13 protein-coding genes are annotated in these 15,799 nt (G+C 58.7%); 2 read left to right on the forward strand and 11 right to left on the reverse strand.

The genetic code is table 11. The annotated features are described in order from the left end of the window. Window positions 1–447 precede the first annotated feature (447 nt). From AC1MDT_RS25855 to AC1MDT_RS25870, 4 genes are read right to left on the reverse strand one after another with little or no spacing between them, the layout of a single operon-like run. Entirely contained in the window at window positions 448–1,605 is a 1,158-nt protein-coding gene (locus AC1MDT_RS25855; protein WP_480419552.1) for an osmoprotectant ABC transporter ATP-binding protein OsmV, read from the reverse strand. Further along, a complete protein-coding gene (locus AC1MDT_RS25860; protein ID WP_480419553.1) occupies window positions 1,602–2,255 on the reverse strand; it encodes an ABC transporter permease in 654 nt (217 codons plus the stop codon). The genes AC1MDT_RS25855 and AC1MDT_RS25860 overlap by 4 nt, the downstream gene beginning before the upstream one ends. 12 nt (window positions 2,256–2,267) lie before the next feature. Next, window positions 2,268–3,161, reverse strand: a complete 894-nt coding sequence (locus AC1MDT_RS25865) for a glycine betaine ABC transporter substrate-binding protein (protein WP_480419554.1) — start codon at window positions 3,159–3,161, stop codon at window positions 2,268–2,270. 20 nt (window positions 3,162–3,181) lie between these two features. Beyond that, complete coding sequence (locus AC1MDT_RS25870) at window positions 3,182–3,898, reverse strand: ABC transporter permease (protein ID WP_480419555.1); 717 nt, start codon at window positions 3,896–3,898, stop codon at window positions 3,182–3,184. Window positions 3,899–4,503: 605 nt separating this feature from the next. On the opposite strand from AC1MDT_RS25870, the gene AC1MDT_RS25875 reads away from it, so the two are divergent. Together AC1MDT_RS25875 and AC1MDT_RS25880 are read left to right on the forward strand one after the other, a co-directional pair. Then, window positions 4,504–6,087: a peptide chain release factor 3 gene (locus tag AC1MDT_RS25875; protein WP_007900384.1), complete on the forward strand. Its 1,584-nt coding sequence runs from the start codon at window positions 4,504–4,506 to the stop codon at window positions 6,085–6,087. 326 nt (window positions 6,088–6,413) lie between these two features. Continuing rightward, complete coding sequence (locus AC1MDT_RS25880; protein ID WP_480419556.1) at window positions 6,414–6,656, forward strand: hypothetical protein; 243 nt, start codon at window positions 6,414–6,416, stop codon at window positions 6,654–6,656. Window positions 6,657–6,831: 175 nt separating this feature from the next. Here AC1MDT_RS25880 and AC1MDT_RS25885 read toward each other — a convergent pair whose 3' ends face one another. The 7 genes from AC1MDT_RS25885 to AC1MDT_RS25915 form a co-directional block, all read right to left on the reverse strand. Then, window positions 6,832–7,812 (reverse strand): peptide ABC transporter ATP-binding protein, encoded by a 981-nt coding sequence (locus tag AC1MDT_RS25885; protein ID WP_480419557.1) that lies wholly within the window; start codon window positions 7,810–7,812, stop codon window positions 6,832–6,834. Further along, complete coding sequence (locus tag AC1MDT_RS25890; protein WP_414908712.1) at window positions 7,812–8,780, reverse strand: ABC transporter ATP-binding protein; 969 nt, start codon at window positions 8,778–8,780, stop codon at window positions 7,812–7,814. The genes AC1MDT_RS25885 and AC1MDT_RS25890 overlap by 1 nt, the downstream gene beginning before the upstream one ends. Before the next feature lie 10 nt (window positions 8,781–8,790). Further along, window positions 8,791–9,702 carry an ABC transporter permease subunit gene (locus tag AC1MDT_RS25895; protein ID WP_480419558.1) on the reverse strand — a complete coding sequence of 304 codons (912 nt, stop codon included), beginning with the start codon at window positions 9,700–9,702 and terminating at the stop codon, window positions 8,791–8,793. Window positions 9,703–9,713: 11 nt separating this feature from the next. Then, window positions 9,714–10,724: an ABC transporter permease subunit gene (locus AC1MDT_RS25900; RefSeq protein WP_480419559.1), complete on the reverse strand. Its 1,011-nt coding sequence runs from the start codon at window positions 10,722–10,724 to the stop codon at window positions 9,714–9,716. 74 nt (window positions 10,725–10,798) lie between these two features. Beyond that, entirely contained in the window at window positions 10,799–12,394 is a 1,596-nt protein-coding gene (locus AC1MDT_RS25905; protein WP_480419560.1) for an ABC transporter substrate-binding protein, read from the reverse strand. 76 nt (window positions 12,395–12,470) lie between these two features. Beyond that, window positions 12,471–13,883, reverse strand: a complete 1,413-nt coding sequence (locus tag AC1MDT_RS25910) for an OprD family porin (RefSeq protein WP_480419561.1) — start codon at window positions 13,881–13,883, stop codon at window positions 12,471–12,473. A gap of 173 nt (window positions 13,884–14,056) precedes the next feature. After that, a complete protein-coding gene (locus tag AC1MDT_RS25915) occupies window positions 14,057–15,658 on the reverse strand; it encodes an ABC transporter substrate-binding protein (protein ID WP_480419562.1) in 1,602 nt (533 codons plus the stop codon). Window positions 15,659–15,799 lie beyond the last annotated feature (141 nt).

Below are 15,799 nucleotides of genomic sequence, written 5' to 3' on the forward strand. Positions count from 1 at the left end.
GGGAACTCCTACTGGCAAACTGAAATTAACAATGGGTGCAAATGAACGTCCTCCGTATCCCCACTTTGGTTCGCCTACTTCCCAAGGCATGTCGCCGAAAGCAAAAAGGCCATGGGAAGCGGTGCTTTCCCTTGGCCTTGCTGTCTCGTCGTCAGTACTTGAGCCGGATGGATCGTTTCCAGCATGGACGTTCGGCGCGAACTTTAGGGCGTGAGGGGCTTGAGATCAACAAAAAATGTCGCGTTTTTGCATGCATCCGTCGTGCGGTCCCGGACAGCTACTGATGTAACCGACCTGCATGACAGTGTGATGTTCCCGTCGGAGCGAGATTTGAGGAGCCTGTAGGAGCGAGCTTGCTCGCGATGGAGGCTGACGATAACGCGTGCTGTCTGAATCAACGCGGCGTTTTCAAGTCCATCGCGAGCAAGCTCGCTCCTACAGTTTCAATCAGGCCGCCGCCGTCTCGGCAGGCGAAACAATACTGGTCTTGCCACCACGGGACTTACCGGAGCTCAAATACTCGGCAATCGACTCCTGCGTCACTTCACCCAGGAACACCCGCTCGGCATCCATCACCGGCAACCACGAGCGATTGAACTCGTACATGCGCGACAACAGGATGCGCAAATGCTCGTCATACGCCGCGGTAGCGTTGAACTCGCGCAGGTATTGCGCGCAAGTGCCGGTCTGACGGTGCAGGTCGCGACGACGCACGTATCCCAGTGCTTTGTTTTCAGTGCAAGTGACCACCACGTAGCGACGGTCCAGTTCGTCCATCAGCTCCAGGGCTTCGGCCACCGGCGTCTGCGGGCTCACCGACGGCGCGTTGTCCGCCGCGTCCTCGGCTTTGACCAGCAACAGACGCTTGAGCGTGCTGTCCTGACCGACGAAGTTGCTGACAAAGTCATCCACCGGGTGCGCGAGCAGGGTGTCCGGGTGGTCGATCTGCAGCAGTTTGCCCGCACGGAAGATCGCAATCTTGTCCCCCAGTTTGATCGCCTCGTCGATGTCGTGGCTAACCATGATCACGGTCTTGTTCAGCGCACGCTGCATCTCGAAGAACTCGTTCTGGATCATTTCGCGGTTGATCGGGTCGACCGCGCCGAACGGTTCGTCCATCAACAACAACGGTGCATCCGCCGCCAAGGCCCGAATCACACCGATCCGCTGCTGCTGACCGCCCGATAACTCACGTGGATAGCGATTCAGGTACTGCCTGGGCTCGAGCTTGATCATGCTCATCAACTCGCGGGCACGGTCGTGGCATTTCTGTTTGTCCCAGCCCAGCAGGCGCGGAACGATGGTGATGTTTTCCTCGATGGTCATGTTCGGGAACAGACCGATCTGCTGGATCACATAACCGATGTTACGACGCAGGGTAACGGCGTCGAGGTCAGTGGTGTCTTCGCCGTTGATCAGGATCTTGCCCGAGGTCGGCTTGATCAGTCGGTTGATCATCTTCAGCGTGGTGCTTTTGCCGCAGCCCGATGGCCCGAGGAACACGCAGATCTCGCCTTCATTGACGGTCAGGCTTACCGAGTCCACGGCTTTCACATCGTTGCCGTTGCTTTGGAAAGTTTTGCTGAGGTTTTGAAGTTCGATCATTTCAGGAGTCCTTTTGGAGTCAGCGTGCGTTGCAGCCATTGCAGAAGCAGGTCGGCGAAGATGGCCAGGAGGCTGACCAGCACGGCGCCGACGATCAGCATCGACATGTCGCTGCGGCTGATGGAAGCGAGAATAAGTACACCAAGGCCGCCGGCGCCGATGGTCGCTGCGATGGTCATGACACCAATGTTCATGACCACGGCGGTGCGCACGCCGGCGAGGATTACGGGCACCGCGATCGGCAGTTCAACCATGCGCAGGCGCTGGCCGAAGGTCATGCCAATGCCGCGTGCGGCTTCGCGAATGCCCGGGTCGACGCCGGTCAGCGCCAGGTAGGTGTTGCGCATGATCGGCAGCAGTGAATACAAAAACACCGCGGTAATCGCCGGCATCGGGCCCAGGCCCTGGCCGAATTTTGAGTAGAACGGCAGCAGCAGGCCGAACAGCGCAATCGACGGCACGGTCAGCAGCACCGTGGCGCTGGCCTGCAAAGGGCCGGCGAGCGTCGGGAAACGCGTCATCAGGATACCCAGCGGTACGCCAACGATGATCGCCAAGGTGACGGCGATGCCGACCAGGGTGATGTGCTGCCCTGTCAGTTGCAGCACCAGCGGCCAGTCGAGATGGGAAAAGGCGTTCAGAAATTCCATGTCTTTTCCTCCTTAGTTCAACGGATGCTGGCGCAGGAAGTCTGCGGCAACAGATGAAGGGCTTTCGTGATCGACATCGACCCGCGCATTGAGCTGGCGCAGGGTGGCGTCGTCGAACAGTTCGGCCAGGGGCTTGAGTTCTTCGGCGAGTTTCGGATGGGCATCGAGGTAAACCTGACGCACCACCGGGGCTGCGGTGTAGTCCGGGAAGTAGTGCTTGTCGTCATCAAGCAATTTGAGCTTGAACGCGTTCAGTCGGCCGTCGGTGGTGTACACCAGTCCGGCAAACACCTGGCCGTTACGCAGGGCGGTGTAGACCAGCCCGGCGTCCATCTGGCGGATGTTTTGGCGGGTCAGGTTCATGCCGTACAGATCGACCATGCCAGCCAAACCATCGGAGCGGTTGGCAAACTCAGTATCCAGTGCCACCAGATGATTGGTTTTCGCCTCAGCCTGCAGCACCGTGTTCAGATCGCTGATGGTGTTGATCTGCGGGTAGGCCTTCGCGGTGTTTTCCGGCAGGGCCAGGGCGTAGGTATTGCTGAATTTCGACGGGGTGAGCCAGATCAGGCCTTTTTTCGCGTCGAGTTCTTTCACCTTGGCGTAGGACTGAGCACTGTCGAGTTTTTCAGTGATGTGGTTGTAAGCCACCAGCGACACGCCGGTGTATTCCCACATCAAATCCAACTGGCCACTTTCTTGGGCGCTGCGGGCCAGGTTGCTGCCCAGACCGCCAGTCACCTGGGTGTCGTAACCCTTGGTGCGCAGGTATTGGGCGGTGATTTCCGCCAGCAGGGTTTGTTCGGTGAACACCCGGGCGCCGATGCGGATCACCGGTTTTTCAGCGGCTTGGGCAAATCCTGCGAGCAGCAGGGCGCAGCCTAGTAAAAAGCTTGATTTCTTCATGATTATTCCTTTGCCGAGGCTTAAGACGGGCGCAGGCCGCGTTCGAGCCAGAGGCGGCTGGCGAGTGTCACCAGGCCGTCGAGCAGCAAGGCCAGCAGGGCGGTGCAGGCCGCGCCGAGCAGCAGTTGCGGCTGATTGTTCAGGGCGATGCCGGGGAAAATCAGGCTGCCCAGGCTGTTGGCGCCAATCAGGAACGCCAGCGGTGCGGTGCCGACGTTGATCGCCAGGGCGATGCGTACACCGCCGATGATGATTGGCACCGCGTTCGGTAATTCGACTCGCCACAACACTTGAGTGGGCGTCATGCCAATGCCGACGGCCGCTTCCTTGAGCGTACCTTGAACGCTTTTCAGGCCTTCATAGGTGTTGCGCACGATCGGCAACAGCGAGGCGAGGAACAGGGCGAAGATCGCGGGGCCACTGCCGATGCCGAGGATTCCCAGGGCGATGGCGAGTACGGCGAGAGGCGGCACGGTGTTGCCGATGTTGAAGATCTGCATGAAACGCTCAGCACGGTCCACCATGGTCGGGCGGCTGAGGAAGATGCCGGCGGGGATGCCCACAACAAGGGCGGCCAGCATGGAAACAAGGACGAGAAGCAGATGAGCTTGCAGGTAAAACAACAAATCGTCGCGGTAATGTTCGATCGTGTTGATGCCAATCCAGTGGACCAGCAGGGCCAGAAGGGCGACGACAACCGCACCTCCTATCAGCCCTTTGCCATAGCGAATAGCCACAGGCGGACTCCTTTTTTCTATGTCGGCGAACGCAGTCCCGTGTGGCAGGCCATTGCTGGCTGCCGGGAAATCAACGTTCGCGAGAAGCAGCTCTTCATGCGCCGAATGCGTTCCTCTGTAGGAGCGAGCTTGCTCGCGAAAAAAGTCCGGATAACGCAATCATTCAGACAGCACGCGTTATCGTTGACGTCTATCGCGAGCAAGCTCGCTCCTACAAAGGGAAGGCGTACGGCGTATCGAGCCATAAGCGCAGCCTCGTCAGGCTGACTTGCTGATTTTTCAGCCCTGATACGAGTGCCGTAACAGGGGAGTGGACGCCTCCACCTTTTAAAAGGTTCCATATTTAGCAGCATTTAGCCACCCCGGATCTCGCTTGCCGGTGTAGCAGCTGCCGAGCCTGCGAGGCTGCGTCCGGCGGCGCAGCCGTCGTAAAACCAGCCTCTGCGGTGTATCCGGCAGACCCAATGTGTCGACTCTACGACGGCTTCGCCGCCGGACGCAGCCTCGCAGGCTCGGCAGCTGCTACAGGGCGAACGGTGGTCTGCAGATGTCGGTTTGCGCTATACTCGCCGCCCTTTTTTGAATCACCTGCCAGGCGATTTCCCATGACCAAACAGGCCGCCGAAGTCGCGAAACGCCGCACTTTCGCCATTATTTCCCACCCCGATGCCGGTAAAACCACCATCACCGAGAAGCTCTTGCTGATGGGCAAGGCGATTGCGATTGCTGGCACGGTGAAATCTCGCAAGTCTGACCGCCATGCCACCTCCGACTGGATGGAAATGGAAAAACAACGGGGTATTTCCATTACCACGTCGGTCATGCAGTTCCCGTATCGCGATCACATGATCAACCTGCTCGACACCCCGGGCCACGAAGACTTCTCCGAAGATACTTACCGCACCCTGACGGCGGTGGACTCGGCCTTGATGGTCCTCGACGGCGGTAAGGGTGTAGAGCCACGTACCATCGCGCTGATGGACGTCTGCCGTCTGCGTGACACGCCGATCGTCAGCTTCATCAACAAACTCGACCGTGATATCCGCGACCCGATCGAACTGCTCGACGAAATCGAAGCGGTCCTGAAGATCAAGGCTGCGCCGATCACCTGGCCGATCGGTTGCTACCGCGACTTCAAAGGCGTTTATCACCTCGCCGACGACTACATCATCGTGTACACCGCTGGCCACGGCCACGAGCGTACCGATGTGAAAATCATCGAGAAACTCGACTCCGATGAAGCCCGCGCGCACTTGGGCGATGAGTACGATCGCTTTGTCGATCAGCTGGAACTGGTGCAGGGTGCCTGTCACGAATTCAACCAGCAGGAATTCCTCGACGGCCAACTGACCCCGGTATTCTTCGGTACCGCGCTGGGTAACTTCGGTGTCGATCACGTGCTCGACGCCGTGGTCAACTGGGCGCCGAAACCGCTGGCCCGTGTCGCCAACGAGCGCACCGTGGAGCCGGTTGAAGAGAAATTCGCCGGTTTCGTGTTCAAGATCCAGGCGAACATGGACCCGAAACACCGCGACCGCATCGCCTTCATGCGGATCTGCTCCGGCAAATACGAAAAAGGCATGAAAATGCGCCACGTGCGCACCGGCAAAGACGTGCGGATCGGCGATGCGCTGACCTTCTTCTCCTCCGAGCGTGAGCAACTGGAAGAAGCGTTTGCCGGCGACATCATCGGCCTGCACAACCACGGCACGATCCAGATCGGCGACACCTTCACCGAAGGCGAAGTCCTGGGCTTCACCGGCATCCCGCACTTCGCTCCGGAGCTGTTCCGTCGCGTGCGCCTGCGTGACCCGCTGAAATCCAAGCAACTGCGCCAGGGCCTGCAACAACTCGCGGAAGAGGGCGCGACCCAGGTGTTCTTCCCCGAACGCAGCAACGACATCATCCTCGGCGCCGTCGGTGTGCTGCAGTTCGACGTGGTCGCCAGCCGCTTGAAAGAGGAATACAAGGTCGAGTGCTCGTACGAGCCGATCACCGTGTATTCCGCGCGCTGGATCGATTGCGATGATAAGAAGAAGTTCGAGGAATTCCGGGTCAAGGCCGTGGAAAACCTTGCGGTCGATGGTGGCGGCCACCTGACCTACCTGGCGCCGACCCGGGTTAACCTCGCGTTGATGGAAGAGCGCTGGCCAGACGTGAAATTCCGTGCGACGCGTGAGCATCACTAAGCGCTAAGCCGGAACACCCCAAAGCCCCGTTGCGAAAGCTGCGGGGCTTTTTTGCGCCTGACACAATTCTCTGTAGGAGCGAGCTTGCTCGCGATGGACGTAAGGTATACCGCGTTATCGTTGACGTTTTTCGCGAGCAAGCTCGCTCCTACAGGAGATACAAAATAGCCATTCGACATATCCGTTATTCCAAACCAATCTCCCCACCAACGGCATTCCGTCCCATCATTAGCGTCCTATCTGGAGAACCGAGGCAATCGGAACTAGATTTCACTTAGCGCCAGACAGGCACCTCATGCTTCACCCAAGAAAGGATGGAATTGGCTATGAGCATTTTTCAACGCATTGTGCTGTTGCTTAAGGTTTTGGTGATGCTGTCCGTTGGCATGTCGGCGGCTTGGGCGCAGTGCCCGGATCAAGGGGAGCACGCTTCGAGCGGGCAAGTGACGCACACGGCCCTGATGATCGCCAAGTCTGAATCCGAGGGCGGGGACAAAGGCCAGGGCGGTAGCGAGGGCGATGACGACTCGACCACTGACGAGCCGGACAGCGATGACGATCAGACTTAAATGACAGACAAAAAAAACCTCCTGCCGGACTAATGCGCCGTCCTGCAGAAGGGTGGGATAGCACCCGTGTGGGAGCGAGCCGGCTCCGGGCGGCGTTCCGACGAAAGCGTTCTGTCAGTCGGCAGTGATGTTGACTGAAATAACGCCTTCGCGAGCAGGCTCGCTCCCACATTTTTTATGCCGCGCCGTCGAGGAATTGCTCGGCGTAGTGGCATGCCACCTGGCGGCTGTCGAGCAGGCGCAGGGCCGGCTCTTCGGTGCTGCAGCGGTCGGTGGCGTACGGGCAACGCTTGTGGAAAGCGCAGCCGGACGGCGGGTTCAGCGGGTTGGGCAGTTCGCCGACGATCTTGATTTTCGGCTTGTTCGGGTCCGGGTGAATGGTCGGGGTCGCCGACAACAACGCCTGGGTGTAGGGGTGCAGCGGGCGTTGGTAGATGTCGTTCTTCGGGCCCATTTCCACCGGACGACCGAGGTACATCACCATCACGTCATCGGCAACGTGTTGCACCACCGCCAGGTTGTGGGAGATGAACACGTAAGCCGTGTTGAACTCTTGTTGCAGGTCCATGAACAGGTTCAGTACCTGCGCCTGAATCGATACGTCCAGCGCCGAGGTCGGTTCGTCCGCAACCAACACTTTGGGCTGCAGCATCATCGCGCGAGCGAGGGCGATCCGCTGGCGTTGACCGCCGGAGAACATGTGCGGATAACGCTGGTAGTGCTCAGGACGCAAACCCACCTGCTTCATCATCGCCTGAACTTTCTCGCGACGTTCCGAGGCGCTCAGGTTGGTGTTGATCAACAGCGGCTCGGCCAGTTGATCACCGACCTTCTGCCGTGGGTTCAACGAGGCATATGGGCTCTGGAACACCATCTGCACGTCTTTGCGCAATTGCTTGCGCTGGCTCTTGTCGGCGCCGGCGACTTCCTGCCCGGCGATTTTCAAGGAGCCGGAGGACGGTTCTTCGATCAGGGTCAGGGCACGGGCCAGGGTGGATTTGCCGCAACCCGATTCGCCGACGACCGCGAGGGTCTTGCCGGCTTCCAGTTCAAACGACACACCGTTCAGGGCGCGCACGGTCGCATGGCCTTTGAACAGGCCACGGGACACTTCGTAGTGACGGGTCAGGTCGCGGGCAGTAAGTACGACGGCCATTACGCCACCTCCTGATTAAGCGGGTAGAAGCAGCGGGCGAGGCTGTTGCTTTTCGGGTCGAGGGCCGGACGTTGCGCGCGGCAGTTGTCCTGCACATACGGGCAGCGTGGCGACAGCAGGCAGCCTTGCGGACGGTCATACCGACCGGGAACAATGCCCGGCAGCGTCGCCAGGCGCGTGGCACCCAGGCTGTGTTCCGGAATAGCCTTGAGCAACGCTTCGCTGTACGGGTGCGCCGGAATGTCGAACAGCTGTGGCACTTGACCGACTTCGACCGCTTGGCCGGCGTACATCACGCATACGCGCTGGGCGGTTTCAGCCACCACCGCGAGGTCGTGAGTGATCAGCACCAGGCCCATGTTCTGCTCTTTCTGCAACGCCAGAAGCAGATCCATGATCTGCGCCTGAATCGTCACGTCGAGTGCCGTGGTCGGTTCGTCGGCGATCAGCAGTTTCGGCTCACCGGCAATCGCCATGGCGATTGCAACGCGCTGGCTCATGCCGCCGGACAGTTGATGCGGGTAGGCGTCCATACGGCTGGCGGCGCCCGGGATTTCCACTTTTTCCAGCAGTTCGATGGCGCGCTTGCGGGCTTGCTTGCCGGACATTTTCAGGTGCAGACGCAGCACTTCTTCGATCTGGAAACCGACGGTGTAGCTTGGGTTCAGCGCGGTCATCGGGTCCTGGAAGACCATGGCCAGGTCTTTGCCGACGATTTTCCGGCGCTGACGGTTGCTGAGCTTGAGCATGTTCTTGCCGTCGAAATTCAGCGCGTCGGCGGTAACGATTCCCGGATGATCGATCAGGCCCATCAGCGCCATCATGGTCACGGACTTTCCGGAACCCGATTCGCCAACGATGGCCAGGACTTCGCCCTTGTCCACGGTAATGTCGAGGCCGTCGACCACCGGAACAGCATTGGCGTCGCCGAAGCGAACGCTGAGATTCTTGATTTCTAACAGTGACATTTGAATCTCCTCAGGCGGCGTTCTTGAGTTTCGGATCCAGCGCATCGCGCAGACCGTCGCCCATCAAGTTGATTGCCAGCACGCTGAGCAAAATGGTCAAACCAGGCAGGCTGACTACCCACCAGGCGCGTTCGATGTAGTCACGAGCCGAAGCCAGCATGGTGCCCCACTCAGGGGTTGGCGGTTGCACGCCAAGGCCGAGGAAGCCCAGTGCCGCGGCATCGAGAATCGCCGAAGAGAAGCTCAAGGTCGCTTGAACGATCAGTGGCGCCATGCAGTTGGGCAGCACAGTGACGAACATCAGGCGTGGCAAACCGGCACCGGCCAGGCGTGCGGCGGTCACGTAGTCGCGGTTCAGTTCGCCCATCACCGCGGCGCGGGTCAGACGAACATAGGACGGCAACGAAACCACGGCGATGGCGATAATGGTGTTGATCAGCCCAGGGCCGAGGATGGCGACAATCGCCACAGCCAGCAGCAAGGACGGCAGGGCCAGCATGATGTCCATCAGACGCATGATGGTCGGGCCAAGCACGCGCGGGAAGAACCCGGCGAACAGACCCAGCAGAATGCCGGGAATCAGCGACATGACCACCGACGACATACCGATCAGCAGCGACAGGCGTGAACCGGTGATCAGACGTGACAGCAGGTCACGCCCCAGCTCATCGGTGCCGAACAGGAACTGAATCTGTCCACCTTCCAGCCAGGCCGGCGGCGTCAGCAGGAACTCGCGAAATTGTTCGCTTGGGTTGTGCGGGGCAACCCATGGCGCGAACAGTGCGCAGAACACCACGAGGATCATGAACAGCAGGCCGGCGACAGCGCCTTTGTTCTTCGAGAACGCTTGCCAGAACTCTTTGTACGGCGATGGATAAAGCAGGCTTTGGTCGACTGCTACTGAGGGGGTTGGAGTGCTCATTAGTCTTGATCTCAGCGCTGGTGACGAATGCGTGGGTTGGCAAAGCCGTAGAGGATATCCACCACGAAGTTAACCAGAATCACAATGCAGGCAATTAGCAGGATGCCGTTCTGCACCACGGGATAATCCCGAGCGCCAATGGCTTCGATCAGCCATTTGCCGATGCCCGGCCAGGAGAAGATGGTTTCGGTCAGGACCGCACCGGCCAACAGGGTGCCGACTTGCAGGCCGACCACGGTCAGCACCGGGATCAGGGCATTGCGCAGGCCGTGGACGAATACCACGCGTGCCGGCGACAGGCCTTTGGCGCGGGCGGTGCGGATATAGTCTTCACGCAGCACTTCGAGCATCGAAGAGCGGGTCATCCGTGCGATCACCGCCAGCGGAATGGTGCCCAATACGATCGCGGGCAGAATCAGGTGGTGCAGGTAGTCGAGCAGGGCACCGGGTTCATCGCTGAGCCAGGTATCGATCAGCATGAAGCCTGTCGGGCGCTCGATGTCGATAAGCAGGTCGTTCTGCCCGGATACCGGTGTCCATCCCAGGGTCACCGAGAAGAACATGATCAGAATCAGGCCCCACCAGAAGATCGGCATCGAATATCCCGCAAGGGAGATGCCCATTACCCCATGGTCGAACAGGGACCCTCGCTTGAGTGCCGCAATCACCCCGGCCAACAGCCCCAGGACGCCAGCGAACAGCAGGGCGGCCATGGACAGCTCGAAGGTGGCGGGGAACAGGGACTTGAATTCGCTCCACACGCTTTCACGGGTACGCAGGGATTCTCCGAGATCGCCGTGGGCCAGTTTGCCAATGTAATCCAGGTATTGGGCATACAGCGGTTTGTTAAGACCAAGGCGTTCCATTGCCTGAGCATGCATTTCGGGGTCGACTCGACGTTCGCCCATCATTACTTCCACGGGGTCGCCAGGAATCATGCGAATCAACGCGAAAGTCAGCAAGGTGATGCCGAAGAACGTGGGGATCAATAACCCCAATCGGCGGGCAATAAAACTAAACATCTTGTGGTGTACCTCATCAGCCGGTTAGGCGTGCCTGGTATCCCTGGAGTCAGGGACACCGGGAGTTTTCTTATTTACTTCACCTGGGTGGTGGCGAAGTTATTCGTGGTAAGGGGGCTAATGTGATAGCCCTCTACGTTCTTGCGCATTGCGGTAAACATACGGGTGTGTGCCATGCTGATCCATGGCTGGTCCTGGTTGAAAATCTCCTGTGCTTGCTCATAGAGCGCTGCGCGTTCCGTCGGGTCTACTTTAGCCCGAGCTTCATCGATCAGCGCCTGGAATTTCTCATTGCACCAGCGTGCGTAGTTTTCGCCGTTTTTGGCGGCCTCGCAACTGAGCATAGGCGTCAGAAAGTTATCCGGGTCGCCGTTATCGCCCGCCCATCCGGCGGCCACCATGTCGTGCTCGCCATTTTTAGCGCGTTTGAGCATTTCGCCCCACTCCATGACGCGGATGTCGACCTTGATGCCGACCTTGGCCAGATCAGCCTGCATCATCTGCGCGGCGAGCATCGGATTCGGGTTGGTCGCACCACCCCCGTTGCGGGTGAACAGGGTAAATACCGTGCCTTCCGGCACACCGGCTTCCTTGAGCAGGGTGCGCGCCTTGTCCAGGTCGCGGGGCGGGTTGGTCAGTTTATGGTTGTAGCCCAGCAAGGTGTCCGGGTACGGGTTGACCGCAACGGTAGCATTGCCTTTGCCAAACAGCGCGTTGACAGCCGCTTCTTTGTCGAAGGCGATGTCGATGGCTTTACGCACCCGCGCATCACTCATGTACTTGTGCGAGGTGTTCATGGCGATGTACGAAACGGTCATCGCGTTCATTTCATCAACCTTGAGGTTGGTGTCTTTCTTGATGCTCGGGATGTCATCCGGTTTCGGATACAGCGCGATCTGGCACTCGTTGGCCTTGAGCTTTTGCAGGCGCACGTTGTTGTCGGTGGCGATGGCCAGGATCAGCGCGTCAGCCGGCGGCTTGCCACGGAAGTAATCCGCGTTGGCCTTGAAACGGACCTGTGCGTCCTTGTTATAGCGCTGGAAAACGAACGGGCCGGTGCCAATCGGCTTGTTGTTCAGGTCGTCCATTTTGTTGGCCTTGAGCAGCTGATCGGCATACTCGGCAGAGTAGATCGACGCGAACGCCATGGCGATGTCGGCCAGGAACGGCGCTTCGCGACGGGTCAGCGTGAACTTGACGGTGTTGTCGTCAACTTTTTCGACGCTCTTGAGCAGTTCCTTGAAGCCCATGCTTTCAAAGTACGGGAAGCCCACGCTCGACTGTTTGTGCCACGGGTGATTCGGGTCCAGCTGGCGCTGGAAGCTCCAAAGCACGTCGTCGGCATTCATGTCACGGGTCGGCTTGAAATATTCGGTGGTGTGAAACTTGACGCCTTTGCGCAGGTGGAACGTGTAGCTCAGGCCGTCTTCGCTGATGTCCCAGGACTCGGCCAGCGCCGGAATCACTTCGGTGGTGCCGGGCTTGAAGTCCGCCAGGCGATTGAACAGGGTTTCAGCCGCGGCGTCAGCTGTGACTGCAGTCGTGTACAGCGCCGTGTCGAAGCCTTCCGGACTGTTTTCGGTGCAAACCACCAGCGGTTTGGCCGAGGCGCCGACAGCGACACTTAGCAATGCGGCCGCGATGGCCGCACGTAGGGGAAGCATTTTCATCAAGAACCCTCTGCAATCAGTTGAGCGAAGAAAACCGAACGGCCGACTCATGATGAGTCAGCCGCAGGTTGGCGTTTTACAAAATATTGAACGGGATGGTGGTCACGAGACGGAACTCGTTGATGCTGCCATCGCCCTGGTTTTCGCTGGCGCGGTGCGCGGTATAAGTCGCGCGGACCGTCGTTGCCCTGAGCGGGCCGCTCTGCACGGCGTACGAAGTACCAATGCCGTATTCGTAATGGTGTTCGCCGTCCATGTTCTTCACGTCATAGGCTGTGCCGGTGTAGTGAGTACCGTCGATGCCCCAGCCGCGAGCCTGGTAGATGTTGAACTTCAGGCCTGGCACGCCGTATTCAGCCATGTTCAGGCCGTAGGCGATCTGGAAGGACTTCTCGTTCGGGCCGTTGAAGTCCGACAGCAGGGAGTTGGCCAGGTAGATGCCGTTGGTTTCGTGCAGGTAGTCGAAGTACTCGTTACCGTTCACTTCCTGGTACGAGAAGGTCAGGCTGTGAGCCTGGTGAGTCAGGCCGAACGACAGCGAGTAGGTGTTGTTGTCGATTTCGCCCAGCAGCTTTTTACCTTCATCGACGGTTTTGTAGTAGTTCAGGCCGGTGGTCAGGCTCAGTACCGAGCTGTCACCCAATATGTGGGTGGCGCCGAAGTAGTACTGGTTCCACAGGTCTTCAGCCTGGGTGCCCCAGAGACTGGTGGTCAGGCTGGCGAACGGCTGGTAGCTGATACCGGCGGTGCTCACGTGATCGGTTTCAGCGCTGGGGTTGCCGTATTCGGAGCGGAACTTGCTCAGGCTTTCTTCGGTACGTGGCGAAACGCGGTCGAAGGTCGCCAGATCGAAGGCCAGGTTATTCAACTCTTCGCTGTGGATCGCGATCCCTTCGAAGCTCGATGGCAGTGCACGGTTGCCGATGACGTCGACCTGCGGGCTGCTGAAGTTCATGCGGCCGGCGGTCAGAGTAGTGTTGGAGAAGCGCGCCTTGACGTTGGCCAGGCCCAGCTTGCTCCACTGACCTTGAGCGTCGCCGCCTTCTGTGGTCAGGGTACGGTTGTTGCCCGCGCCTGGACGAGAGCCCGGTGCACCACCGTTGTTGGAGGCCAGGCTCTTGCGATCACGTTCCAGAGCAACAGCGTTGTAGCCCGCTACTTCGGTGCTGAAGCCTACGGTACCTTCGGTGAAACCGGAGCTGTACTTGACGATCGTGCCCTGATCCCAGTTGATACGGCGATCAGTCGGGGTCGAAACGCCGTCCTTTTTGTAGAAGAACTTGCCACCACGTTTCAATTGTTCGTTGGCGTACCAGTTACGCGTGGTGCCGCTGATCGATTGGCCTTCGACAAAGCCAGTCGCGTCGCTTTGGGAGCTCTTCTCTTTCACGGTAACCGGTGTGAAAGCCTGGCTCTGGATTTCTGCGTACGCCGTGGCGGTAACGCTGCTGATGGCCAAAGCCAATAACGCAGTGCTGCTCAGTTTCATGGGTGAAGCTCCTTTTTTTTCTTTTTTATGCCGGTCTTTTTTTTGTGATCCGGCTATTAGGTGTCGCGCTCATTCAAGGCATTGCAAACGTTTGCTATGTGCCAATTTGGTGAATTAAGGCAATAAGCTTGCGTGAGGGCGGAATCCGCCCCCGGCATTTTTTGTCTGATCGGTTATTTTTCTATGCTGACACCCGAGAACACATTGCGACCGAACGGACTCACCTGGAATCCTTCGACTTTGGCGCTCAACGGCTGGTTAATCGTCGAGTGGGCGACTGGCGTCATCGGCACCTGCTGCTTGAGGTACTGTTGCGCCTGTTTGTAGAGAGCGGTGCGCTGGTCGCGGTCGGTGACGACTTTGGCCTGCTTGATCAGCTTGTCGTAAGCCGGATCACACCACATGGAGTAGTTGTTACCGCCAATGGCGTCGCAGCTGTAGAGCGTGCCGAGCCAGTTGTCCGGGTCCCCATTGTCACCGGTCCAGCCGATCAGGCTGATGTCGTGTTCGCCATTCTTGGTGCGCTTGATGTACTCGCCCCATTCGTAACTGACGATCTTGACCTTCAGGCCGATCTTCGCCCAGTCAGCCTGGAGCATCTCGGCCATCAACTTGGCGTTGGGGTTATACGGACGCTGGACCGGCATGGCCCAGAGGGTGATTTCGGTGCCCTCCTTGACGCCGGCAGCCTTGAGCATTTCCTTGGCTTTTACCGGGTTGTAGGCGGCGTCTTTAATGGTCTCGTCATAAGACCACTGGGTCGGTGGCATGGCGTTGACCGCCAGTTGCCCGGCGCCCTGGTAAACGGCGTTGAGAATGCCTTGCTTGTTCACCGCCATGTCCAGCGCCTGGCGCACTTCGAGCTGGTCGAAAGGTTTGTGGCGCACGTTGTAGGCGATGTAACCGAGGTTGAAGCCTGGCTTCTCGATGAGCTTGAGTGTCGGGTCGTTTTTCAACGCCGCCACGTCAGCAGGGCGAGGGTGCAATGTGATCTGGCACTCGTCGGCCTTAAGTTTTTGCACGCGCACCGACGCGTCGGTGTTGATGGCAAAAATCAGGTTGTCGAGCTTGACCTTGCTCGGGTCCCAGTAATGCTTGTTGCCGGTGTAGCGGATGTTGGAATCTTTCTTGTAGCTCTTGAACACAAACGGGCCAGTGCCGATCGGCTTCTGGTTGATGTCGCTCGGCTTGCCCTCGGCCATCAGCTTGTCGGCGTACTCGGCGGACAGGATCGAGGCAAAGCTCATGGCGATGTTCTGGATGAACGCGGCGTCTACGCTGTTGAGCGTCATTACCACGGTCAACGGATCGGTCTTTTCGACCTTGACGATGTTCTTGTTCAGGCTCATCCCGTTGAAATACGGAAACTCGGTCGGATAAGCCTTACGGAAAGGTTGCTGTGGATCCAGCATGCGATTAAACGTAAACAACACGTCATCGGCGTTGAAATCACGCGTCGGCGTGAAGTATTGGGTCGTGTGAAATTTCACCCCTTCGCGCAGGTGAAAGGTGTACTTCAGACCGTCCTCGGAAATATCCCAGCGAGTGGCCAGGCCTGGTACGACGTTGGTGGCGCCTTTTTCAAACTCTGCCAAACGGTTGTACAACGGCTCGGCGGCGTCGTTATCGGTCGCGGTCGTGTACTGCGCGGTGTCGAAGCCAGCGGGGCTGCCTTCGGAGCAGAATATCAGGCTGTTATTGGCAGCCTGGCTGATGGAAGTGGCGGCCAGCAAGCCGGTGCCCAGCAATGCGGATAAAACCAAGGTATGGCGCATGACGCTCCCTTTTCTCGTATTCAAGTGTTTTTTCAATGCGCCGCCGTCCCGTCCTTGGGCGAAGAGGCATCATTGATCTCAAACCATCGCGTGCAGCAAAACCGAGAGCCCACGCATGAACGGGTCAGATCCCGACGGTAT

Source organism: Pseudomonas sp. ASL7, from assembly GCF_056680375.1.